General features: G+C 43.4%; 19 protein-coding genes. 13 read left to right on the plus strand and 6 right to left on the minus strand.

Features of this window, described 5'->3' with window-relative positions; all coding sequences use genetic code 11:
- Positions 1-17 precede the first annotated feature (17 nt).
- Positions 18-1,235, minus strand: a complete 1,218-nt coding sequence (locus tag Q4519_RS07290; protein ID WP_303511241.1) for a Bcr/CflA family multidrug efflux MFS transporter — start codon at positions 1,233-1,235, stop codon at positions 18-20.
- Between the two features lie 226 nt (positions 1,236-1,461).
- Between Q4519_RS07290 and Q4519_RS07295 the strand changes: the two genes are divergently transcribed.
- The 8 genes from Q4519_RS07295 (at position 1,462) to Q4519_RS07330 (ending at position 7,149) form a co-directional block, all read left to right on the plus strand.
- The gene (locus Q4519_RS07295) at positions 1,462-1,629 is read left to right on the plus strand and encodes a DUF3012 domain-containing protein (RefSeq protein ID WP_232801301.1); all 168 of its coding nucleotides are present in this window, start codon (positions 1,462-1,464) and stop codon (positions 1,627-1,629) included.
- A complete protein-coding gene (locus Q4519_RS07300) occupies positions 1,626-2,183 on the plus strand; it encodes a DUF1415 domain-containing protein (protein ID WP_303511245.1) in 558 nt (185 codons plus the stop codon). Before Q4519_RS07295 ends, Q4519_RS07300 begins: the two co-directional genes overlap by 4 nt.
- A gap of 3 nt (positions 2,184-2,186) precedes the next feature.
- Complete coding sequence (locus Q4519_RS07305; protein ID WP_232801299.1) at positions 2,187-2,486, plus strand: MliC family protein; 300 nt, start codon at positions 2,187-2,189, stop codon at positions 2,484-2,486.
- 381 nt (positions 2,487-2,867) lie between these two features.
- Positions 2,868-4,271 carry a 3-isopropylmalate dehydratase large subunit gene (gene leuC / locus Q4519_RS07310; protein ID WP_303511248.1) on the plus strand — a complete coding sequence of 468 codons (1,404 nt, stop codon included), beginning with the start codon at positions 2,868-2,870 and terminating at the stop codon, positions 4,269-4,271.
- Between the two features lie 36 nt (positions 4,272-4,307).
- Entirely contained in the window at positions 4,308-4,922 is a 615-nt protein-coding gene (gene leuD, locus Q4519_RS07315) for a 3-isopropylmalate dehydratase small subunit (protein WP_232801297.1), read from the plus strand.
- Between the two features lie 109 nt (positions 4,923-5,031).
- Positions 5,032-6,579: an alpha-isopropylmalate synthase regulatory domain-containing protein gene (locus tag Q4519_RS07320; protein ID WP_232801296.1), complete on the plus strand. Its 1,548-nt coding sequence runs from the start codon at positions 5,032-5,034 to the stop codon at positions 6,577-6,579.
- A gap of 65 nt (positions 6,580-6,644) precedes the next feature.
- Positions 6,645-6,848, plus strand: a complete 204-nt coding sequence (locus Q4519_RS07325; RefSeq protein ID WP_232801295.1) for a DUF3283 family protein — start codon at positions 6,645-6,647, stop codon at positions 6,846-6,848.
- Between the two features lie 28 nt (positions 6,849-6,876).
- The gene (locus tag Q4519_RS07330) at positions 6,877-7,149 is read left to right on the plus strand and encodes a hypothetical protein (protein ID WP_232801294.1); all 273 of its coding nucleotides are present in this window, start codon (positions 6,877-6,879) and stop codon (positions 7,147-7,149) included.
- Between the two features lie 5 nt (positions 7,150-7,154).
- Here the strand turns inward: Q4519_RS07330 and Q4519_RS07335 are convergent, their stop codons facing one another.
- A complete protein-coding gene (locus Q4519_RS07335; RefSeq protein WP_303511252.1) occupies positions 7,155-7,688 on the minus strand; it encodes a hypothetical protein in 534 nt (177 codons plus the stop codon).
- Between the two features lie 246 nt (positions 7,689-7,934).
- Between Q4519_RS07335 and Q4519_RS07340 the strand changes: the two genes are divergently transcribed.
- Positions 7,935-12,086, plus strand: coding sequence for a hypothetical protein (locus tag Q4519_RS07340; RefSeq protein WP_303511255.1), 4,152 nt, complete (start codon positions 7,935-7,937; stop codon positions 12,084-12,086).
- A 260-nt stretch (positions 12,087-12,346) separates the two neighbouring features.
- Here the strand turns inward: Q4519_RS07340 and Q4519_RS07345 are convergent, their stop codons facing one another.
- Positions 12,347-13,081: a M48 family metallopeptidase gene (locus tag Q4519_RS07345; protein WP_303511258.1), complete on the minus strand. Its 735-nt coding sequence runs from the start codon at positions 13,079-13,081 to the stop codon at positions 12,347-12,349.
- A 244-nt stretch (positions 13,082-13,325) separates the two neighbouring features.
- On the opposite strand from Q4519_RS07345, the gene Q4519_RS07350 reads away from it, so the two are divergent.
- Positions 13,326-16,775, plus strand: coding sequence for an acyl-[ACP]--phospholipid O-acyltransferase (locus Q4519_RS07350; protein ID WP_303511261.1), 3,450 nt, complete (start codon positions 13,326-13,328; stop codon positions 16,773-16,775).
- Between the two features lie 627 nt (positions 16,776-17,402).
- Here the strand turns inward: Q4519_RS07350 and Q4519_RS07355 are convergent.
- Positions 17,403-18,050 (minus strand): CDP-alcohol phosphatidyltransferase family protein, encoded by a 648-nt coding sequence (locus tag Q4519_RS07355; RefSeq protein WP_232801289.1) that lies wholly within the window; start codon positions 18,048-18,050, stop codon positions 17,403-17,405.
- Positions 18,051-18,295: 245 nt separating this feature from the next.
- Between Q4519_RS07355 and Q4519_RS07360 the strand changes: the two genes are divergently transcribed.
- Positions 18,296-18,439, plus strand: a complete 144-nt coding sequence (locus tag Q4519_RS07360; protein ID WP_303511266.1) for a TIGR02808 family protein — start codon at positions 18,296-18,298, stop codon at positions 18,437-18,439.
- A gap of 47 nt (positions 18,440-18,486) precedes the next feature.
- On the opposite strand, the gene Q4519_RS07365 is transcribed toward Q4519_RS07360, so the two are convergent.
- Positions 18,487-19,680: a class I SAM-dependent methyltransferase gene (locus Q4519_RS07365; RefSeq protein ID WP_303511269.1), complete on the minus strand. Its 1,194-nt coding sequence runs from the start codon at positions 19,678-19,680 to the stop codon at positions 18,487-18,489.
- A gap of 138 nt (positions 19,681-19,818) precedes the next feature.
- On the opposite strand from Q4519_RS07365, the gene Q4519_RS07370 reads away from it, so the two are divergent.
- Entirely contained in the window at positions 19,819-20,091 is a 273-nt protein-coding gene (locus tag Q4519_RS07370) for an acylphosphatase (RefSeq protein ID WP_232801286.1), read from the plus strand.
- Between the two features lie 56 nt (positions 20,092-20,147).
- Here the strand turns inward: Q4519_RS07370 and metG are convergent, their stop codons facing one another.
- On the minus strand, positions 20,148-22,208 hold the full coding sequence (gene metG, locus Q4519_RS07375) for a methionine--tRNA ligase (RefSeq protein ID WP_303511273.1): 2,061 nt from the start codon (positions 22,206-22,208) through the stop codon (positions 20,148-20,150).
- A 131-nt stretch (positions 22,209-22,339) separates the two neighbouring features.
- Between metG and apbC the strand changes: the two genes are divergently transcribed.
- Complete coding sequence (gene apbC, locus Q4519_RS07380) at positions 22,340-23,395, plus strand: iron-sulfur cluster carrier protein ApbC (protein WP_303511276.1); 1,056 nt, start codon at positions 22,340-22,342, stop codon at positions 23,393-23,395.
- Positions 23,396-23,512: the final 117 nt, after the last annotated feature.

Consider the following 23,512-nt stretch of genomic DNA (forward strand, 5'->3'; position numbering starts at 1 on the left):
TTAAAGTGTTGGTTATCTTAGGCTGCGTCAACCGTCGTCATATTTTTGTCGTTAGTGGGTTTAACCAGCCAGAGATAACTTGCTATGGAGAGTACCGCGCAGACAAACATTCCTCCAGCCATTGAATCGGCATTATTGCTGTGAAACATGCTGACGATGGCGCCTGCCACGGCGCCCATACCAAACCTGAGGGTACCTGTAAGGGCGGTAGCAGTACCCGCCATGTCACTAAATTCGTTTAGAATACCAGCCATGCCATTTGAGCCAATTAATGACATAACGCCAACAAAACTGACCACAGCAGCCACGATGAACAACCGACTATTCACATTGAATAACATAATCAGCAACATCATCAAAGCAGCAAAACCCAACAGGCTCAAACCCAGCTGTAGCATGTATATATAGCCTTTAGTCTCAACAAAACGGCCATTTGACCAGGTTAAGATCATCATAAATATGATATTCAAGCCAAAATAATAACCGTATTGTTCGGTGGGAATGCCGAGAAATTCAATGTAGACATAGGGTGAGGTGGTTAAAAAAATAAACATACCAGAAAATGAAAAGCCACTGGTGAGGATAAAGCCTAGTACCCGGCGATGTTTAAGCACTTTTATGTAATTGCGCGCCACACTGCCTAGTCGCAATGGGATCCGGTTTTCCTCAGGTAAGGTTTCTGGAATAAATACCATAACTGCTATTGCAGTGAGTAAGCCTGCGGTTGACAGTAAATAGAAAATAGCGCGCCAATCAGCAATGATGAGGATTTGCCCTCCTAGCAAAGGGGCGACTAAAGGGGCGACGGTCATGATTAAAATTACAAACGACATCACTTTAGAAAAAGCATCTTTGGCAAACATGTCGCGTAATAAAGCGCTGACAATAACCGCACCTGCGCCACCTCCGATCGCTTGAATAAATCGTAATATCATTAAAGTGGTAATGTCTTGTGCAAAGTACACCAATCCATTGCTGACGACAAAAATGAATAAGCCAGATAGTAATACTTTTTTCCGGCCTAAGCTGTCAGAGAGAGGGCCGTAGATCATTTGGCCAATAGCAAAGCCAACTAAAAAGACACTTAATGTTAATTGCACCAAACTGATTCGGGTGTCTAATGCTTGGGTTATGGTCGGGATCGCTGGAAGATACATATCCACTGCAAGAGGGGTCAGTCCAGACAAAGATCCTAGGATGACAAGCAATAATAGGCTTGGCTTAGTTGGATTCATCGATTATTGCCAAATAAAATAGTGGGCTCAATAAGGTATTAGATAATTGTTGTGAAGTCCATCAAACTATTGCATAACCAAAATGAAATGAGATTATGTCTTAGCTAGAAGGTTAATCGTTGCTGATTGAATGATATTAAGTATTAATTTTGCGCTAACTATTAAGCCTTTATGACAATTGTAGTAATATTTGCAAAACAACTTATTACAAACTGAGAGAGCCTTGATGAGATTAATTAACGTATTTTTTGCTGGCATTTTTATGCTGTTTTTAACGGCGTGCTCACCGGAAGTTGGCTCAGAGGAATGGTGCCAGCAAATTAAAGAAAAATCAGCAGGCGATATTACCGCAAATGAAGCAGCCGATTATGCCAAGCATTGTGTATTTAAATGATCATTAAAGAAGCAGAAATTGAGCAAAAAATTTGGACTTGGTTAGAGCAAGTGGTCATAGGTTTAAACCTATGTCCTTTTGCCAACAAACCGCACCGCAATAAGCAAATTAAAGTGTTATTAAGTGATGCCAATGAGCCACAGCAGTTTTTGGATGATTTAGCGCACGCATTCGGATTACTAGCGAGCACGGATGCTAAAACATTAGATACGGTTTTGTTTGCCACGCCGGGTTTATTTGCCGATTTTATGGACTTTAATGATGCGCTCGATTGGGCCGATGCATTACTCGCCGAGCAAGACTGGTATGGCGTTTATCAAATTGCCAGTTTTCATCCTCATTATCAGTTTGCTGGAACAGACCCCGAAGATGATGAGAATTTAACTAACCGAGCACCATACCCTATTTTTCACCTGATCAGGGAGGAGAGCATGAACCGAGCATTGGATAGCTACCCGGATCATGACAAAATCCCTGAGCGTAATATTGCGCGTGTTAGCGCACTAACAAACACTGAAAAGAAACACCTTTTTTCATATTTATATAAGGATTAAACCATGAAAAGTATCATGCTGGCAGTTACAGGCGTTTTAGCCGTTGCAACACTTTCAGCTTGTTCTAAAGCGCCTGCTGGTGACAAGTATGTCTGCCAAGATAAGGTGGAGTTCTACATTGATATTAATGATGACAAAACTGCAACCCTGTATTTTAAAGGCAAAGAAGAAGCCTTAACGTCTGTTCCTGCTGGCTCAGGCGCGAAATACGTTAGTGATGAACATATGTTTTGGTCCCATCAAAATGAAGCCATGCTTGGCGAAGGGCAAAATCTACATAAGCAATGTCTAAAACAAGGTTAAATTTGACGTTAGGGTGTTAACCTAAACATAAACATGCATTACCATGCATAAAAAAGCCTAAAAAATTCATAAATATTCAAATAAGGCGGCTTTTATATTTATAGTTTATGTTTCTGAGTATAAGTCTTTTTAAGGTTTAATATACTAAGTATTTATCCTTAACTGGTGTTATATTCTTTTTTTATTGGCTGGCTCGACCTTGAGTTAGCATTTTAAACTGCAGTGTTGGCTTAATTTATTATTTCTAGCTTGAGCCAATTCTATCGATCATTTAATATTGCGATTTTCAGCTGATCCACCGAAATGATGGGTAAGATTTTAATACTATTATCAGCGGTTGATTTGCGTGGTAACGCAAAGTGAAGAGTGGTAAGGGAAGCAATGAATAAAACGATGTATGAAAAGATATGGGACAGTCATTTAGTTCACGAGCCAGAAGGCGGCACGCCTCTGCTATACGTTGACAGACAGCTCATGCACGAAGTAACCAGCCCACAAGCCTTTGAAGGCATGAAGCTGAAGAATCGTAAAATCCGTAACCCACATAGTGTACTTGCTACTATGGATCACTGTGTGCCAACAACTAAAGCAGGCCGCGCAGTGCTAGTGGATCCAATTGCGAAAAAGCAAATTGAAACCATGGCTGCAAACTGTGAAGAGCACGGTTTAAATCTTTACGATATGGAAAACCCAAATAATGGTGTTATTCATATTGTTGTACCTGAGCATGGCTTTGTTCATCCAGGAATGGTGGCTTGTTGTGGCGATAGCCATACAGCCACTCACGGTGCGTTTGGTGCGCTGGCATTTGGTATTGGTACTTCTGAAGTTGAACACGTTATGGCGACACAAACGCTGCAACAGAAGAAATCTAAAACCATGCAAGTCAAAGTGGATGGCAAGCTAACCAAATTTGCAACCGCTAAAGATATAGCACTGGCGGTAATCGGCAAAATAGGCACAGCTGGTGGTACTGGTTATGTTATCGAGTTTGCTGGTGAAGCGGTTCGTAACCTAACCATGGAAGGGCGCATGACCCTTTGTAACATGGCGATTGAAGGTGGTGCTCGTGCAGGCTTGATCGCGCCAGATCAAACGACATTTGATTACCTTGAAGGCAAAGAGTTTGCGCCTAAAGGTGATGACTGGGATGCGGCTGTTACCTACTGGAAATCTCTAGTTTCTGACGAAGGCGCAACATTTGATGCTGTGGTTGAACTTGATGCTGCTGAAATTGCACCACAAGTAACCTGGGGTACGTCACCTGAACAAGTAATTAATGTTAATGCGCCAATTCCTGGCCCAGATGACTTTGATGACAAAATCAAAAAACAAGCCGCTGAATCAGCGCTTAAATACATGGGCTTAGAAGCAGGCCAATCGTTAACAGATGTAAAACTAGACATCATCTTTATCGGTTCTTGTACCAACGGTCGTATTGAAGATTTCCGCGCCGCTGCTGAGTTGTTAAAAGGTAAAAAAGTGGCGCCAGGCATTCAAGCCATCGCGGTACCAGGCTCTTACTTAGTGAAGAATCAAGCGGAAGCCGAAGGCCTAGACAAAATTTTTGTTGAAGCTGGTTGGGAATGGCGTGAGCCAAGCTGTTCAATGTGTTTAGCGATGAATGGTGACCAATTAGCACCAGGACAACGCAGTGCGTCTACATCAAACCGTAACTTTGAAGGTCGCCAAGGTAAAGGGGGACGTACACACCTACTGTCACCTGCTATGGCCGCTGCCGCATCTGTTGCGGGTACGTTTGTTGACATCCGTGATTGGGACTAATCCTTAATCGCCTCACTAAGTTGTTTGGAGTAATAAATGCAACCATATAAAAAACACACTAGTATTGCGGCATTAATGGATCGCAGTAACGTAGACACTGACCAAATCATTCCAAAGCAATTCCTAAAAAAGGTTGAGCGTACTGGATTTGGTATCCACTTGTTTCACGATTGGCGTTTTCTGGATGACGGTATCACGCCAAATCCAGATTTTGAACTGAACAATCCTGCTTTTAAAGGCGCTAAAATTTTAGTGGCGGGTGACAACTTCGGTTGTGGTTCATCTCGTGAGCATGCGCCATGGGCAATTGAAGATTACGGTTTTAATACGGTTATCTCTACTAGCTTCGCTGATATATTTTTCAGTAACTGTTTCAAAAACGGCATCATTCCTATTAAAGTTACGCCAGCTGAGCTGGACAGCTTAATGGATGAAATTCGTGCTAATGAAGGCGTTGAGTTTACTGTCGATTTAGAAGCGGAAAAGTTAACTACCCCAGGTGGGATTGTCATCAAAATTGAAGTTGACGCATTCCGCAAGCAAAGTTTACTTGAAGGATTAGACGATATCGCCTGGTCACTCAAGCACGAAGACAAAATCACAGCTTTCGAAGAAAAGCATAAACAACAACTACCTTGGTTGTGGAAATAAGCTTCGCGCTTATGCAACCTTAGTTGATGAAGGGCGCGGCATTCGCTGCGCCTTTTTTTTACACCATTATTTTTACGTGTAACTGTTACGTGAAACAAGGAAATGCAGCATGGGACAATTAAACCGCCGTGTGCTTTTAATGGACACAACCCTTCGTGATGGTGAACAGACGCAGTCGGTGTCTTTTCCTCCAACTGAAAAAGTCAGTATAGCCAAAGCGCTGTTACAAAAGCTTAAGATTGACCGCCTTGAAGTTGCCTCGGCTCGTGTATCAGAGGGTGAAAAAGAAGCGGTTAAGAAGCTCAACGAATGGGCAACGGCTGAAGGTTTAGTTGAACGAATTGAGGTATTAGGCTTTGTTGACCATACCTTAAGTGTTGATTGGATCAAAGAGACGGGTGGACAGGTACTGAACTTGCTTGCTAAAGGCAGTTTAAAGCATTGCAGCGAGCAGCTTAAGAAATCCCTTGATCAGCATGTTGCCGATATTAAACAAACCGTTGACTATGCCTTAAGCCAAGGCTTACGGGTGAATATTTATCTCGAAGATTGGTCTAACGGTTATAAAGATAGCCCCCAGTATGTCTATGATATGGTGGCAAAGTTAGTTGACAGTGGCATCGAGCATTTCATGCTGCCTGACACTTTAGGTGTGATGTCACCTGATGAGGTATTCGATAGCCTGTCAGATATGTTAACTCGTTTCCCTGACACTAAGTTTGATTTTCATCCTCATAATGATTACGGCTTAGCCACCGCCAATGCGATGTTTGCGGTTAAAGCGGGCATTAGCTCTATTCATTGTACCGTAAACTGTTTAGGTGAGCGTGCCGGTAATGCTTCTCTTGCTGAAGTGGCGGTGGTGTTAAAAGATAAGCTGGGTTTAGAAGTGGGCATTGATGAAAGTCAAATGCATCATATTAGCCAGTTAGTGGAAAATTTTTCTGGTAAGCGAATAGCAGATAATACTCCGATTGTTGGCGCTGATGTGTTTACTCAAACCAGTGGTATTCACGCTGATGGCGATAAAAAAGGCGGCTTGTATATGTCAGCCTTAACTCCTGAACGCTTTAACCGTGAGCGTAGCTATGCGCTGGGTAAAATGAGCGGCAAAGCGTCGCTGGCGAAAAACCTAGAAGCCATGGACATTGAGCTCAGCGACGAACAGCAACGCATGCTACTCAAACGTATTGTTAAACTGGGCGATCAAAAGGCCAGTATCACACCTGAAGATTTACCGTTTTTAGTGGCTGATTTGCTCGAGCGTAAAGATTATAACCACGTTCAATTGCTTAATTGCTCGATCACCTCGGGGATGGATTTAGAGTCTGTTGTCAGTATCCGCGTGTCGGTTAATGGCAGCATTCGTAAATCAGCAGGCAGTGGTAACGGTGGCTTTGATGCCTTTATCAGTGCGATGAAACAAGTGCTGAATGAAGAAGAGCAGTTTGATTTTCCTGAATTGCTTGATTACGAGCTGCGTATTCCGCCCGGTGGGCAAACCAGTGCATTAACCGAGTGTATTGTGACATGGCGTGATGATGGTAAGGTATTACGTACTCGCGGGGTTAACACTAACCAAGTTTTGGCCGGTATTGGCGCCACGTTACGTATGATCAACATTAAGCTACACAGTAAGCACACAGCTAGCGTTTAAATGCTGGTTAGGCTGCATCACTTTCGTTAAAATCGCCTACGGGCGATTTTTTATTTGGAAATGCAATGACGACCTTTAATTTGGCTTTATTGCCAGCGGACGAGAAACAAGCCATAGAGCTAGATAAACAAGCGGCATACGATGTATGGAAAGTACGCAGTGGCCAAGAGCCAGAGTTTTATCTTGAGCAACAAAAAGCCAAGATGAGCGACCCCGAGCAGCTAAGCCGTTATCAACAAGCTGTTGATCTGTATAAGACGTTAATTTAAAGCACACCAAAATACCCCTTGAGGATCTATGAATTTAGTTGAATTAGGTGAAATGACCGACTGCGAATATGACGCAGAACATTGTTGCCAACAAAATGCTTATCCAAAATTTGATCGATTAGTGCATTGCAACATCAGTCAAGATGAGCCTGTAGATGCGTGGCAACTACACGGTATTCACTATGCTGATGAAGAAGAAGTGGCAATGGGAGAAGCAGAAGCCGTTGGTGAGATCATATACCACAGCATGATTTTAGTTAATTATTGCCCATTTTGTGGAACACAGCTCAAAATGGAGTAGGTACTTTATTTGGTTTTCACCAGCTGAATTAAGTAATCCGCTACACGGTCAATTTTTTCATTAGACAGTTGTCTGTAATCAAAGTAAGGGCAGACAATTAGTCTGCTTTTTACATCAATGGCAAATTGCTCATCAAGCCAAATTAGACCGGAGTTGATTTTACCAGCGAGGAGCAATTTGTTGGCATAGGTTTTACCACTAATAATGTGTAAGGCTTGGCTGTCATGGTTTATTACTGGTGGGCTAAATAATAGTGCGGTAGCACTGCCTTGTTGCAGCAAATGTTGATCTCGGTATGCTTGCCAAGAGGGGGCGGCACAAGCAAACTTAAACCAGTCTAGATCAAGGGCATATAACAGTTTAGTGTATACATTAAACACCTTGCGCCAACCGTTTCCACATTCCAAGCCAATATGTTGTATCTCACCAGTGCTTAATGGCTTTATCACATCCAAGTTTTCATAAGCCACCATAGCAGGTTTGTTTTCGATATATACTGCCAGACTAAAATTGCTGCAGCCAAAGCCCACGTTTTTCACTTTTTATACCTTCTTCGCGACTAACAATATAAGGGCTGACCCCAAAGCCTTATCTTACCCGAACAATATTCTTTTCTACACCTCTGCCTAGAATATCAGCCTCGGCTTAAAATGTGAGCCAGGCAACGTTAATGACTTATTACTCATATTTATATCGAAAACGTAACCCTAACTAAAGCTCTACAGGTTAAATAAGTTTACGATTGTTTTTTATCAATTTTATGCCTATTTAAAAAGGATTTAGAGATGCGATTAACTCGCTTGTTTCTTATATTCATCTTATGCAGTTGTTTGTTTAATCTCGCCCAAGCTGCCGATGATCCTGCCCTTTCACCAAGCTGGCAACAATGGGTAGAAGAGCGGCATCCTGAGCTTGACTGTCCCTGGTTGATGTCGGCTAGCAAGCAACGAGTCTGTAGTTGGCCTGCACAATTTAAAGGTGAATTAATAAGCGAGGGGATGCGTTTTGAGATGCAAGTTGAAGTATTTTCGCGTGCGAGTGAGGTACGCTTACCAGGCAATCAATCTCATTGGCCAACACAACTCTTGGTCAATCAACAACCCGCGTTGGTTCTCGATAAGGGAGGTAAGCCCTATGTGCAATTAAGCAAAGGGCGTCACCTGATCACCGGAACGTACCTTTGGTCACGTTTGCCGACAAGCCTAGCATTACCAGATGATTTAGCTTTGCTGAATATTGTCAAAAATGATCAGCGGTTTCCCACCACCATTAACAACAACCAACTGATTTTTGCACAAAAACTGACTGGGACGGAGAGTGCTAAAGATACCTTGCGCGTAGAAGTGTATCGCATGTTAAGCGATGATGTGCCGATGGGCTTAACAACGCAGATTAAACTGTTTGTTAGTGGTAAGTCGCGTGAAGTAGAAATCGGCCAGGTCTCATGGGATAACATTAAAACGCTTCAACTCGAGTCAAACCTACCCGCTCGATTAGAAGAGAATGGCATGTTAAGGGTGCAAGTTAAGCCCGGGGTCCATGAAATAAAATTGCAAAGTCGTGTGGTTGGTAATATCACCTCGTTTCAAACCAATAAGTTATCTACGGCTTGGCCTGAACATGAATACATTAGTTTCGCTAGTGATCCCCATTGGCGTGAGGTTACCCTAACCGGTGCAACAAGTGTTGATACGTCTTTAGTTGATATTCCCGCACAATGGAAAAATTTACCCACTTATCGGCTACAGGCTAATCAAGCCTTGCAACTTACTAGCAAAACATCACAGGCCAGTAAGGGACATAGCAATACCATCAATATTCGACGCGAAATTTGGCTGGCATTTAATGGTCAAGGTGCTGTGGTTAAAGACTTAGTTCGTGGCGAAATGAATCAAGGCTGGCGTCTCAATGCTGATAGTGAAATGCAGGCTGGTCGTGCGTTAGTTAATGAGCAAGCAGTGTTAATAACAGAGCTTGACGGTCAGCAAGGGGTAGAGATACGCAGTCCACAAATCAACCTTGAAGCGGTAAGTTCTCTTAACGATATTCGTCATTTTAATGCGGTGGGTTGGCAAAATGACGTGACAGGTTTCAGTGCCAGCATTCATTTACCACCGGGTTGGCGAGCACTTCATGCCAGTGGTGTCGACGGTGTAGCAGGTACTTGGATCCAACAGTGGAACTTATGGGATATCTTTTGGTTGATGATTTTGGTTGCGGTAGCGAATAAGTTATTGGGCGTGAAAGGGGCTATGCTGATGGCCGTAACGTTGATATTAAGTTTTCATGAAGATAAAGCGCCCAATTTGTTGTGGGCCCTATTGTTGTTATTGATTGGTTTGGCCTCACTGCCCATCGGAAAGTACAAAGTGTGGGTGTCGCGATTTGCCTTGTTCCCTGTGTTTATTTTAGTGCTTAGCATAGTGGTATTTAGTGTGTCATCACTGCGTTTGGCGCTGTACCCCAGTTTAGAGAAGCCTGGTATTAGCCATTATGCGATGAACACCCATCTTGAGCTTGAGTCTGCAGTTGAGAATAGTTTTGATGAAATTGATCCTTTGGCCGAATTATCCCAAAAAAGTGCTAGTCCGATGACGATAAAAGAGCAACAAAGTAGCAGTCAAGATTTGAAAAAGCTGCAACGCAGTGGGCGTCCTGACAGCTATGCTGGCGTTAAAGAGCTATCTCCTTATCAAGTGGGAGAAAATGATCGCGTACAAACTGGGCCAGGAGTACCGACTTGGCAATGGAATCGCTTCTATATTAATGCGACAGGTGTTGTCTTGGCCACGCAGAGCATTGATGTCATTTATTCATCCCCTTGGATGACGGCCCTATGGCGAGTGTTAAATGTCTTATTATTAAGTGCGATGTCGTTAGTGACAGTGATGAAATTAGTGCAAGTGGGCCGCTTTAAATCATCGCTAGATGCCGACACAAAGGGGACAAGCCAGACTTCTAAAAATACCAGTTCAATGGCTTCGATAGGCTTGCTTATTGCCTTAGCAAGCACTGGCACGTTAATCAGTGAGCCAAGTCAAGCGCAAGATTTCCCACCTGAGTATTTACTGACGGAATATGAGGCAAGATTATTGGCAGCGCCAGATTGTTTACCTCATTGTGTGTCACTCGACCAAGGCCATTTAGAAATCCGTGAGGGGCAATTACGTTTGTCGTTTAATGTAGTGGCAAGTGTTGATGTAGCGATTGCGCTACCTAGCGCAGGTAATACTTGGCAAGCAGATTCCATTAGTCTTGATAATCAATCAGCTATCTTACGTAAAGACAAAGGTAACCCGTTTATCTATGTCGCAAAAGGACAACATCAGGTAGTGCTGCAAGGGCCTATTTTAAATCATCAAATTGCGATTAGTTTACCTTTAGCTATCCATAATTTTACCAGCTATACACCGGATTGGTTGGTTGATGGCATACAAGATGGCGTGGTGTTGAAAAATAACATTGGCCTAGTGTCAAAAAAAGCCATGGTCGTTGATACGAATGATAACTTGACACCATTACCAGTGAAACCTTATGCCATCGTACATCGGAAAATTAGCTTGGGGAATCAATGGCAAGTGGAAACCCAAGTTGAAAAATTATCGCCCCTGAATGAGTCAGCAACTTTCACTGTTGCTTTACTACCGGGCGAACAAGTGTTGTCAGGTCTTGAGGTTCGTAATGATGGCGCGGTGATGATACAGATCCCTAAAGGGCAAAGAACCTATGTGTGGCATTCTACTTTGCCAGCGACGCCAGTGATAAGCTTACAAGCTGGGAAAAGCAATGCTTATTCTGAACGTTGGCGTGTGATCCCATCTTCGCTTTGGCATGTTAGCTATAGTGGTATTGCAGCGGTCAAATCTGATGCTCAGGCTGAGCAGTTGCAACCACTCTGGAAGCCTTGGGCTGGTGAGCAGTTAGACATTCAGGTACAACGCCCAGAAGGCGTTAGTGGCAGTGTATTCACCACTGAAAAAGCCACATTGTTACATGTCGCAGGTAAAAATACCCAAGCCATGACCTTGAAACTAAAGGTTCGAGCCAGTCAAGGAATCGACTATAAGATAGATCTTGCAGCGGATGCCAACATTATGGCGTTAACGCATAACGGTCGAAATTTAAGTATCAATAGCCCTACCAGTGCGGTGGTGCAATTGCATCCAGGTGAGCAAGAAATTGAGGTTAAATTTCAGTTGCCTAGGGTGCTAAGTTGGGCTGAAACCAGTGCAAACATTCAACTGCCGGGCAAAGTATCCAATATTGATATCGAGTTTGAATTACCTCGTGATCGTTGGTTATTGTTTATCTCTGGGCCTGCATTAGGTGCCTCTATGCTGTATTGGGGCATGTTAGGTGTGGTTGTGTTAGGTGCGCTAGCCCTTCCTGTGCTGGCCAGAAAGTTAAGCCTTACTTTACCGGTTAACACCATGGCTTGGGTTTTATTAGGGCTAGGTTTTTCAACTGTGAGTAGCTATGGCGTAGTGCCGTTTGCACTGTTGTTTTTCGCGACCGCTTATCGAAATCAATTTGTTGTGCCCAACAAGTTGGCGCAGTGGCAGTTTAACATGTTGCAAGTCGGGCTCTTGTTACTGACTTTTATTTGTTTAGTTATTTTACTGCTGGTTATCCCTGTCGGCTTATTGGCGACACCGGATATGCAAGTGGTGGGTAATGGCAGCAGCGCTTATCTGTATAAGTTTTTTCAAGACCAAGTGACATCTGGCGCGTTACCTTTAGTGCAGGTTTATAGTTTACCGATTTGGGTTTATCGTGTGTTGATGTTGCTCTGGTCGCTATGGATTGCGACACAGTTAATCAAATGGGGTAAATGGTGGTTTGTTAGCTATACCCAAGGTGGAGCATGGTTGAGCGGGGCGACTGCAGCTAAAACGGCAGAAAATACAGCAAGTATTAATCAATCAAAGGACGGCTAATGAATGAAGCTCAGCTGATACTTACCTTTAGATAAGTGAAAAAAGTATGCTTTCGCTAATAGTTGGTTTTAGTAAGTTTAAATACAAACTGCCGAGTTAACTCGGCATTACATTCATGGCCAGCTTGGCGATAGGGTGAATAACTATGTTGCTTATCCAAGTTATGGCTTAGCCAGTTTCAAATGCGAGCAGATAAGAAAAAGCCGGCCATAAATGGCCGGCAAACGCTTAGATTGCAGTCTTTTGCGTTAAAACTAGCGTTACAGTTGTTTCTCTAATCGCTCTGCACGTTTAGATGGAGCGGGATGGCTTGAAGTGATGCTGTCGACATCGCCTAAACCGGCTAGCTTTCTAAAGCTGCTTACAAGGGCTTCACGCTTGTAGCCATGTTTTTTCATAAACTTAAATGAGTAATCATCTGAGCCTAGCTCGTCTGATTGAGAAAATTGCGCTTTCATGACTTCATCGGCTAAATCGACTAGCTGTGACTTGGCGAGATTACCAGCCACACCTCCTTGAGAGGCAACGCCTTTACGCGCAGCACTGGCAGCGTAAGCTTTTTGGAACTGCGTTTTAGTGTGCTGTAATTTAACGTGGCCAATTTCATGACCGATCACACCAATCAGTTCTTCATCTGTCATCATGTCCATTAAGCCAGAATAGACACGGATGCTGCCATCAGGTAGGGCAAAAGCATTTACATTCGAATCTTCATATACTTTAAAGTTCAGATTTAACCCATCTTCTTTTAAGTGTTTTTTGGTTAGTTTAGCCAAACGCTTACTGTACTCTGAATCGGCCGGTGATACTTTGCTTTGTTCATCATAAGCCGCTGCCGATTCGCGACCTAATTCGATAATTTCCGCATCCGATAAGGTGATCGCTTTGCCAGCGTCTTTGGCTGCATCAAGGAGACCGGTATTTATTTCAAAAGCAAGGGCAGGAGCAGTGCTGATAGCTAAGCTTAATAATGAATAAGTAAATAGTTTACGCATGATGTTTCACTCATTTTAAAATTTAGCCAACATTAACAGTGATATAACACTGGTGCAATATTCATATGATAATAACTTTATATTCCTTTGCAATTAACGATGAAAAAGTAAAGCTTTGCCATTGAGTTAATCTTATCTATCAAAAACTCCTCACTATAATGTAGAATTTGTCACGTTTATTAAGCTGACGGATTAACCTATCCATGTATCATGTTGCAGATAGGAATTATATTAAGGGAACACTATGAAAAAGCTTTGGCAATATGCCGGTGCATTACCGTATTTGTTTGCTGTTTTTTTGAATTCATTTGTCGATTTAGGGCATAAAATTATCATTCAAAATACGGTATTTAAGGTATACGATGGTCAGCAGCAAATTATTTTGACCGCTATTGTCAATGCGCTGATTTTGCTTCCTTTTATATTGTTGCTTTCACCCGCGGGTTTTTTATCGGATCGCCATCCGAAAAATAAGGTGATGCGCGGGGCCGCTTGGGCCGCTGTCGCTCTGACCATCGGTATCACCGCTTGTTACTATCTCGGCTTATTTTGGCCAGCGTTTGCCATGACCTTCTTATTAGCAGTGCAATCAGCACTTTATTCGCCGGCAAAGTTTGGTTATATCAAACCCTTATTTGGTAAAGAGCGTTTAGCGCAGGCAAACGGTATGGTACAGGCGGTGTCTATCGTTGCAATTTTATCGGGTACGTTAGTTTATTCGTTGCTGTTTGAAATTTTTTATCAGCCTGACGCCGTGACACCTGAAGCGATATTACTATTGATTGCGCCATTAGGCTGGATTCTAATCGCTAATGCTTTGATTGAGCTGGTGATGGTGTATCGATTGCCACAACTTGAAGCTGACGACCAAAGCAACGATTTTGACTGGTCTGCTTATCGCACTGGCCGTTTAATGAAGCAAAGCTTAAGTCCTCTTAAAGATCGCATGGTGATCCGTTTATCTATTATTGGCCTTGCGATGTTTTGGGCGATTGGTCAAATGCTGCTAGCGGCATTTCCCGCTTATGCCAAAGCATACTTTGATGTGACCAACACCTTAGTGATCCAAGGTACTATTGCCACAACTGGGGTTGGTATTGCGTTGGGTTCATGGTTGGCTGGTCGTTGGTCAAAGTCTCATATTGAAACGGGGTTAGTTCCTATTGGCGCGGTGGGTATATCACTCGCGCTGTGGGCCTTGCCATATATGGACTCTTCTTTAACCCAAGCCCTTTGTTTCCTTGTGGTGGGCACCATGGGCGGTATTTTCATTGTGCCCCTTAATGCTTTAATTCAATTTCATGCTGGCGAGCATGAAATGGGCCGGGTGTTAGCCGTTAATAACTGGGTACAAAACGTGGCCATGGCCAGCTTTTTACTGATCACGGCAGGGGCTGCGGTTTATGGTTTAGACAGCAAGTTTTTGCTTGGTTTTACTGCTGTGGTTGCTGTTATTGGTGGTGCTTATACTATCTTCAAATTGCCACAGAGTTTACTGCGTATTTTGGTTCGTTGGGTATTATCGCGCCGCTATGAAATATCAGTGCAAGGGATAAAGAATATTCCTAGTGAAGGCGGTTTGCTATTACTCGGTAACCATATTAGTTGGATTGACTGGGCGATTTTACAAATTGCTTGCCCACGACCAATTCGGTTTGTGATGCTTAAGGCAATATATCAACGCTGGTACCTAAAGTGGTTTTTTGATTTGGTGGGTTGCGTGCCTATTGAATCTGGCGCCTCAAGTGTTAAGTCGTTAAACATTATCGCAGAGTTACTGGATGCAGGTGAAGCTGTGGCTCTATTCCCAGAAGGGACCATTAGTCGCACCGGCCACTTAGCCGAGTTTAGACGTGGCTATGAGAAGGCTTGTGATGCCTGTGAAACAGAAATTAAAATCGTGCCGTTTTATTTGCGTGGTTTATGGGGCAGTCAATTTAGCCGGTCATCAGAACGATTAAAGCGCACCAGTGCTCAAGGAATGTCTCGTGATTTAATTGTGGCTTTCGGCCCTGCATTAGCCAAAGACACGCCTGTTGATGTACTAAAGCGCCGCGTGTTTGATTTATCAGTGCATTCTTGGCAGAGCCATGTGGAAACTTTACCGAGCATTGGTAGTGCTTGGGTGAGTAGTGTAAAGCGGGTTAAAAACAATGTCTCATTAACGGATAGCATCAGCGGTGATGTATCGGCATACAAAGCGTTAACAGGTGCCATCTGCATGTCAAGGCGGATGAAAAAACAAATAGTGGGACAAAACGTGGGCATTTTAATGCCCACTAGTGTCGGTGGTGTGTTGGCTAATATGGCAGCGTTATTACGGGGAAAAACCTTAGTAAACTTAAACTACACTGCCAGTAGTGATGCGCTTATTGCGGGGCTTGAACAAGCCAATGTTAACACTATATATACCGCGAAACGCTTTATTAAGCAGCTAGAAAAACGTTGCATTGATTTAGCCCCTGTGCTTGAAGGTAAAGAGGTTATTTATCTTGAGGAGTTAAACCAAGGTATTAGCATGCGTGAAAAGGCGTTGACCTTATTCTCAGTACGCTTATTACCCGCTTGGTTGTTGCGATTGTTGTACTGCAAAAAGGTTAAACCTGACGCGACGGCGGCGATATTGTTTTCAAGTGGCAGTGAAGGTACACCCAAAGGGGTCATGCTAAGTCATAAGAATATTATGGCTAATCTTAAGCAGATTTCAGATGTGCTCAACACCCAGGAAAGTGACGTGGTGATGGCGTCATTGCCGTTATTCCATGCCTTTGGTTTGACGGTAACACAATTTATGCCGTTGGTTGAAGGCTTGCCTATGGTATGTCATAGCGACCCAACAGATGCCCTTGGTATCGGTAAGGCGGTTGCCAAGCATAACGCGACTATTATGTGTGGTACATCTACATTCTTACGCATCTATAGTAAGAGTAAGAAACTTCATCCATTAATGTTTAGTTCATTACGCTTAGTGGTGGCAGGTGCTGAGCGCCTTAATCCAGAAGTCAGACAAAGCTTTGAGCTTAAATTCAATCGTCCTATTTTAGAAGGCTACGGCACCACGGAAACGACCCCTGTGGCCAGTGTGAATTTGCCTGATCAACTGGATACGCAGTGGTGGCAAGTGCAAATAGGTGGCAAAGTTGGCACTGTGGGCATGCCACTACCGGGCACTAGCTTTAAAGTGGTTGATCCGAACGATTTTACCGAGTTGCCGACCGGCGAAGCGGGCATGATCTTAATAGGTGGGGCGCAGGTAATGCAAGGCTACCTCAACAACCCTGAAAAAACGGCAGAAGTAATTAAAGAAATCGATGGTGCCCGATGGTATGTGACGGGAGATAAAGGGCAAATAGATAAAGATGGCTTCTTAACTATCATCGATAGGTATTCTCGCTTTGCTAAGCTCGGCGGCGAGATGATCAGCTTGGGAGCGCTTGAGCAAGCGGTCGCTAAACATTTAGCCCCTGATCAGCAAATTGTCGCTGTTGCACTGAGCGATGAGAAAAAAGGTGAGAAGATTGTTTTGTTGTATGAAGGTGAGTTAGCCACAGACCAAGTGCGAAAAGCAATGTTAGAGGCGGGCGTTAACCCCTTGATGATCCCATCAAGTTGGATGTCGGTTGAACAAGTGCCTAAATTAGGCTCAGGTAAAACCGACTTTAGCCAAGCTAAGGCTTTAGCAATGGCAAGTTGAGTTACGGTTTAGCTAGATCGGAAGTTCGAGCCCATCATGTTTTTTCGTGTTGGGCTTTTTATTTTGCCGTGTTGGCAGATAGCTTGAGATAGAGCAGAGGTCATTCACTTCAGCTTTACTTAAGCCAATAACGAACGAATACAGGGTATTTTACTGTAAAGTTTCGTTTTCAAGGGTAAAAACGCAACGGGTATAGGGGCATTTCCCGCAACAATGTCAAAAGCAAAGTTCAACGTTATGTTTTAGGTGGGCCTATTTATCGCATTTTTGCAGGAAAACTATACTGTTTTACTTATCCAGAACTTGGGGTAATTAGAGATAAAAATAGCGGATAAAAAAATGCAACGTTATTTTATTGGAGTAAGGGCCAATAAAATAAGCGTTGCAATTTGCGGTGTAGATGGCGCGTTAACTCTTACTAAGCTAATGACACTGCATTAACCAAACAACCGAGCTCCACTCTTTTTCTTATTATTCACGTGGGCGCATAACACAAAGATTAAATCTGACATGGATTGAAATCAATTTTCTGTTTGATAAAGCGTTAACTGTAACTCTTTTTATCGTCACAACTGTGACCTAGCTAACGTAGCCTAAGGCAATAAATGGGTATAGAGGATATTATCGTTAAGGCACTGGCCGGTTTTTAACCGCAACCCGTTGTTCGAATTTCTGTAACGTAACGAAACCGCTATAGAGACGAATGGCGGCGGTGATAAAACAAAGCGAGGCAAACCCGTAAGCAATAATGCTGAAATGCTGTGGCAGTAAGCAGCATACTAAAAATAATAAAATAGTCTCCGTACCTTCGGTGATCCCACCAATGTAATAGAAGCCTTTACTGGGGTATTCAATGTTTTCTAATTGATGTTTTTGCGCAAGAATGGCAAAGGCTAAAAATGTTGATCCCGTAGCCATAAAACTTAGGATCAAGGTCGTAGCAGCAATGCTATTTTCGTTTGGATTTGCAAGGGCAAAGCCCAGTACAATCGCAGAATAAAAAATGAAATCACAACTAATATCTAAGAAGGCACCTGCACTGGTCGCGCCATGACGTCTTGCCAGCGCGCCATCTAAGCCATCAGCAATGCGGTTTAATGCAATAAAAAATAAGGCAGGTAGGTAATATTGTAATGCTAATAATGGCACCGCTATTAAGCCGAGAATGAAGCCAATGAGAGAAACCTGATTAGCCGATAGTCCAACCTTATCAAGCTGCTGAGCGCTTAGTTGGGTAAGGGGGTTGATGATTTTAAGAGCATATTTATCAAGCATTAGTTGAGCCTTGTTTCTTCATGTAAACGGTTAAGTGACTAAATTTTATCTAATATGATAGTGGCTGAAAGCGATGGATGCTGGGTTGCCGATATTTTTTCCAACTATAGGTCTGCTGCATTTATCGTTAGTGTTGGATAAAAACGGCGGTTACCTCTTTAGAGATGTTTACGGGAAAGTTTGATGTATCACAATTTCTGGCTTTTTTTCCGGCTTATACTCAACACAAATAAGGAGCAATTTATATGAGTACTCTCGAGTCAATTATATGGCATGTACTAGGCTATGGCGTAATGCCTGTCATCTTTTTAGGTGGGTTTATTGGGGTGTTTTTTGTTTCGCTATTGATATTAAAGCTAACGGGGGCAAAGTCGTTACCGAATAAGTAACAGTAAAAACCAGCACTAGCGTGGTTTTTACTGTTTAATAACCAAGCTTAATAAACCTTAACGACTAGCCCTTTAAGGTAAAAGCCTTCTGGGTAGTTTGTTTTGACTGGATGATCGCCAGCTTGAGACATGCGCTCAACAATATAGGCATCTTTACCTGCGTCTACTGCCGCATCTGCCACTACCTTTTGAAACAGCTCGCCCGAAATCAAGCCTGAGCATGAAAAAGTTAGCAATGTGCCTCCTTCATTAAGTAGTTGCATGGCGATCATATTAATGTCTTTGTAACCGCGGCATGCTTTTACTACTTGTGACTTGTTTTCGGCGAACTTAGGCGGATCGAGAATAATGGTATCGAAGGTGCGCCCTTCGTTGCGGTAACGACGTAGCAGGGAGAATACGTCCTCATTAATAAATTCGGCTTTTGATAAATCTAGCTGATTAAGTTGTGCGTTTTCTTTAGCGGTGGCCAGCGCTAAATCTGATACATCGACATTTTGTACGTGTTTAGCTCCGCCTTTTAGGGCATAAACGCCAAAAGTGCCGGTGTAGCAGAAACAATTAAGTACGGTTTTATCTTTAACGTATTTTGCAGCGATGGCGCGATTGTCACGTTGATCTAAGTAAAAGCCGGTTTTATGGCCGTTAACTATATCCACTTTGATTTTAACGCCGTTGTTTTCACTAATGACGATGTCACCTTCTGGCATAGTGCCAGCGAGCAAGCCTTGAGTCAGAGCTAAGCCTTCCTTTTTTCTTACCGCCACATCTGAACGTTCATAGACAGCGCAGTCTGGGTAAAGGGCTTGCAGAGCGCCAATGATGGCCGGTTTTTGAAATTCAGCGCCGGCCGACAGCAGTTGGCAAACCATGACATTATTGTAGCGATCGATAGTAATGCCGGGCAAACCATCCGCTTCTCCAGCAATGAGGCGATAGCCGGTGAGGCCTTTTTCGGCAATCAAATCATCGCGCAATGTTTGTGCCTGTTTGATTTTGTTGATGAAAAAAGCTAAGTCGATGGATTCATTTGGTTCAAAACTCCACACCCTTGCGCGAATTTGTGAGCTATCAGACCAAGCTGCTTTTGCTAGCCAGTTGCCATGGGCATCAACTATGTCTACAGTTTCACCTGACAGGGCTTTTCCTTGGGTAGATTTTATCGCACCAGAGAAAATCCATGGATGACGACGTAATAACGATTTTTCTTTGCCTTTGGCAAGGGTAACAGTAAGTGGCATAGTTAGGGCCTTGAAAAAATTTGCCCAATTCTACGACTTGGCTAGCTTTTTTAATAGGCAAAAGAGCAATAAACTGTGGGCAAGGTGCAGGAAAAATGTTTTTTTATTGCATAAACTAGTTAAAACAGGAGGAGTGATATGTCTAAAATTGGTGTCCATGTGGTGGTATCAGGTACGGTGCAAGAGGTTGGCTTTCGTTTTTTTACTGTCCGTGAAGCAGAGCGTTTAGGCATTGTTGGGCATGTACGGAATTTGGAATCTGGCGAAGTTGATATTGAAGCTTTTGGTGAGCCGGAGGCGATCAAAAACTTTTTGGCATTTTTAGAGCATGGCCCGAAAACGGCGATGGTTGAGCATTTAGTGGCCAAAGAAATCCCGGTTAAACACCTTATTTCTTTTACCTCAAGCTAAAAAGCCAGCTTAAAAAGCTGGCTTTAATTGGTTTTGCCTGGGGACTAAGCTTGCTGCTACATGATGCGCATGCCCGGTTGGGCACCATCATCGGGGTTAAGAATATAGATTTCTTCTCCGCCAGGGCCTGCTGCTAAAACCATGCCCTCTGAAACGCCAAACTTCATCTTACGTGGTGCTAAGTTAGCCACCATGACAGTCAGTTTTCCTTCTAATTGCTCTGGCTCGTAAGCGGATTTAATGCCAGCAAATACTTGGCGAGTTTCACCGCCCAAGTCTAAAGTCAGTTTAAGCAATTTTTTCGCTTCTTTTAGGCTCTCAGCTTTAACGATACGGGCAACACGCAAGTCAACCTTAGCAAAATCATCAAAGCTGATTTCTGCAGCGATAGGCTCTTTATCTAACTCAGACTGTGACGCTTGCTGCGCTTTTTTCGCCGCCGCTGCTTTGGCTTTATTCGCTGCCTCAAAACTGGCTTTTTCTTCTGCGATCATGGCTTCCACATGCTTTGGATCAACACGTTGGAACAAGGCTTTAAATTTACTAATTTGGTGGTTAGTAAGTGGCGTTTGAATGCCATCCCAGGTTAACTCTTCATTTAAAAAGCCTTCAGAGCGCGCGGCCAACTCAGGCATAACAGGTTTTAAATAACCCATTAAAATACGGAACAAGTTAATGCCGACTGAACATACGGCCTGTACTTGTGCTTCAGCACCTTCTTGCTTTGCCAGTACCCATGGTGCTTTTTCATCTACATAACGGTTAGCGACATCGGCTAAGGTCATGATTTCACGAATAGCTTTACTAAACTCACGCGTTTCGTAGGCGTTAGCTATCACTTCTGCTTTATCCGCAAACTGTTGGTATAACTCAGGCTCAGCAAACTCTGCGGCTAACATGCCATCGAATTTCTTGCTGACAAAGCCGGCATTACGTGACGCTAAGTTAACCAGTTTGTTGACCACATCTGAGTTAACACGTTGCACAAAGTCATCAAGGTTTAAGTCTAAATCATCCACGCGGCTAGAAAGTTTAGCAGTGTAGTAATAACGTAAACACTCTGGCTCAAGGTGTTTTAAATAGGTTGACGCATTAATGAACGTGCCTTTTGATTTAGACATTTTCTCACCGTTAACGGTGACATAACCATGCACGTTTACTGCCGTCGGCTTGCGAAAACCTGAACCTTCAAGCATGCCGGGCCAGAATAGGCAGTGGAAGTTAACGATGTCTTTACCAATGAAATGATAAAGCTCGGCATCGCTTTTTGCAGACCAATAATCATCAAAATTAAGGCCGTCAGTACGATCACATAGATGCTTAAATGAGCCCATATAGCCGATAGGAGCATCTAGCCAGACGTAGAAAAATTTGCCTGCAGCGCCGGGGATTTCAAAGCCGAAGTAGGGGGCGTCACGGGTGATATCCCATTGCTTTAATCCGGTTTCAAACCATTCTTCTAATTTATTTGCTACCTCATCTTGTACTGCGTCTGAGCGTACCCAGCCTTTTAACATGTCGGTGAATTGCGGCAGGTCGAAGAAGAAATGCTCGGTGTCTTTCATGACCGGCGTGGCACCGGATACAGTTGAGCGTGGATCAATCAGCTCAGTAGAGCCATAGGTTGCGCCACACGAGTCACAATTATCGCCATATTGATCCGGCGCTTTACATTTTGGGCAAATACCGCGCACAAAACGCTCAGGCAAGAACATTTCTTTCTCCGGATCGTATAATTGAGAAATCGTGCGACTGCTAATATAGCCTTTACCTTTGAGCTGTTCATAAATGTAAGCAGATAGCTCTCGGTTTTCTTCACTATGAGTGCTGTGATAGTTGTCAAAGCTGATATTAAAGCCAGCAAAATCACGTTGATGCTCTTTGCTTACTTGGGCAATCATGGTTTCAGGCTCAATTCCCAGCTCTTGTGCTTTTAACATCACTGGCGTGCCATGGGCATCGTCTGCACAAATAAAGTGAACTTGATTGTCACGCATTCGTTGGTAACGCACCCATACATCCGCTTGGATGTGCTCTAACATGTGACCTAAATGAATTGAGCCGTTTGCATAAGGCAAGGCGCAGGTAACTAAAATTTTGCGTGCTTGATTCGCCATAATATCCGTACTAACTTCCAGTGATTAATCTGAGTTGAATGTTACCTAATAGAGGCTATAAATCCCAGTGATGACATGAAAATAGCGGGATTTTTGCTACACTGGCGCAAATTTCCAGCGAAGTGATCAATATGGACGGTAAATTAGATAGAGCAATGGCGGTATTAGCTGCCTCGGGCGGTAATGAACTTATCAAAACCTTGCATTCCCGAGGTGCTTTTAAATTGAGCGACGGCCTTTTAACGTTGAGAAAGCCGTTTTATGCGCCCACATGGTTTGACACCTTAAAAGCAAAAACGCAGGTAAAATTGGCCGCACTTGGTATAACGTTACATTGCCAGAATCAAGTTGCTACCTTGCAGTCTAATATTGCCAGCCCCATTGCAGGCATTAAAAATGTGTTGGTAGTTGCTTCAGGAAAAGGCGGCGTTGGTAAATCCACCGTGTCGGTAAATCTCGCGTTGGCGCTTGCTGTGAAAGGGGCAAAAGTAGGCATTCTTGATGCTGATATTTATGGCCCGTCGATGCCATTAATGTTGGGACAGTCAGAAGCAAAACCGGAAAGCCATGATGGCAAAACTATGTTACCCATTAAGGCCCATGGTGTGGTAGCCAATAGTATTGGTTTTTTAGTGGATAAAAACGATGCCACGGTTTGGCGCGGACCTATGGCCAGTAAAGCACTAGCGCAAATTTTGCGTGAAACCCAATGGGGTGAACTCGATTACTTAGTGGTGGATATGCCACCAGGAACCGGGGATATTCAATTAACCATGGCACAACAAGTGCCAGTTACCTCTGCATTGATAGTGACCACGCCGCAAAATGTCGCATTGGCAGACGCCACTAAAGGCATCAATATGTTTACAAAAGTAAATGTACCTGTGCTCGGGCTGGTGGAAAACATGAGTATGCATGTGTGCAGTCAATGTGGTCATGAAGAAGCTATTTTTGATCAAGGCGGTGGCGTCACGTTGGCTCATGCGCATAACAGTGAATGCCTAGCGCAATTGCCACTACACCGACAATATCGTGAAGATACCGACGCGGGGACGCCAACGGTCATCAAATCGCCAGATTCACCATTAAGCCAAGCCTATCTTGAGTTAGCAGAAAAGGTTGCCATAAAGTTGTATCAAGATTGTGCGTTAGGTGTACAGACAATTTCTGTTGTTTCAGTTGATTAGAGCCTATATAGGGGCGGAGTAGTTAAATAACAGTAGAAGCTGCTGTAAACTTGACTTGCCCCAAACAGATCTAACTTTCTATAATAAAAGAGATATTCCTTATTACCTTAACCACAT

The sequence above is a fragment of the Motilimonas sp. 1_MG-2023 genome (assembly GCF_030547455.1).
Classification (GTDB): domain Bacteria; phylum Pseudomonadota; class Gammaproteobacteria; order Enterobacterales; family CBDFNC01; genus Motilimonas.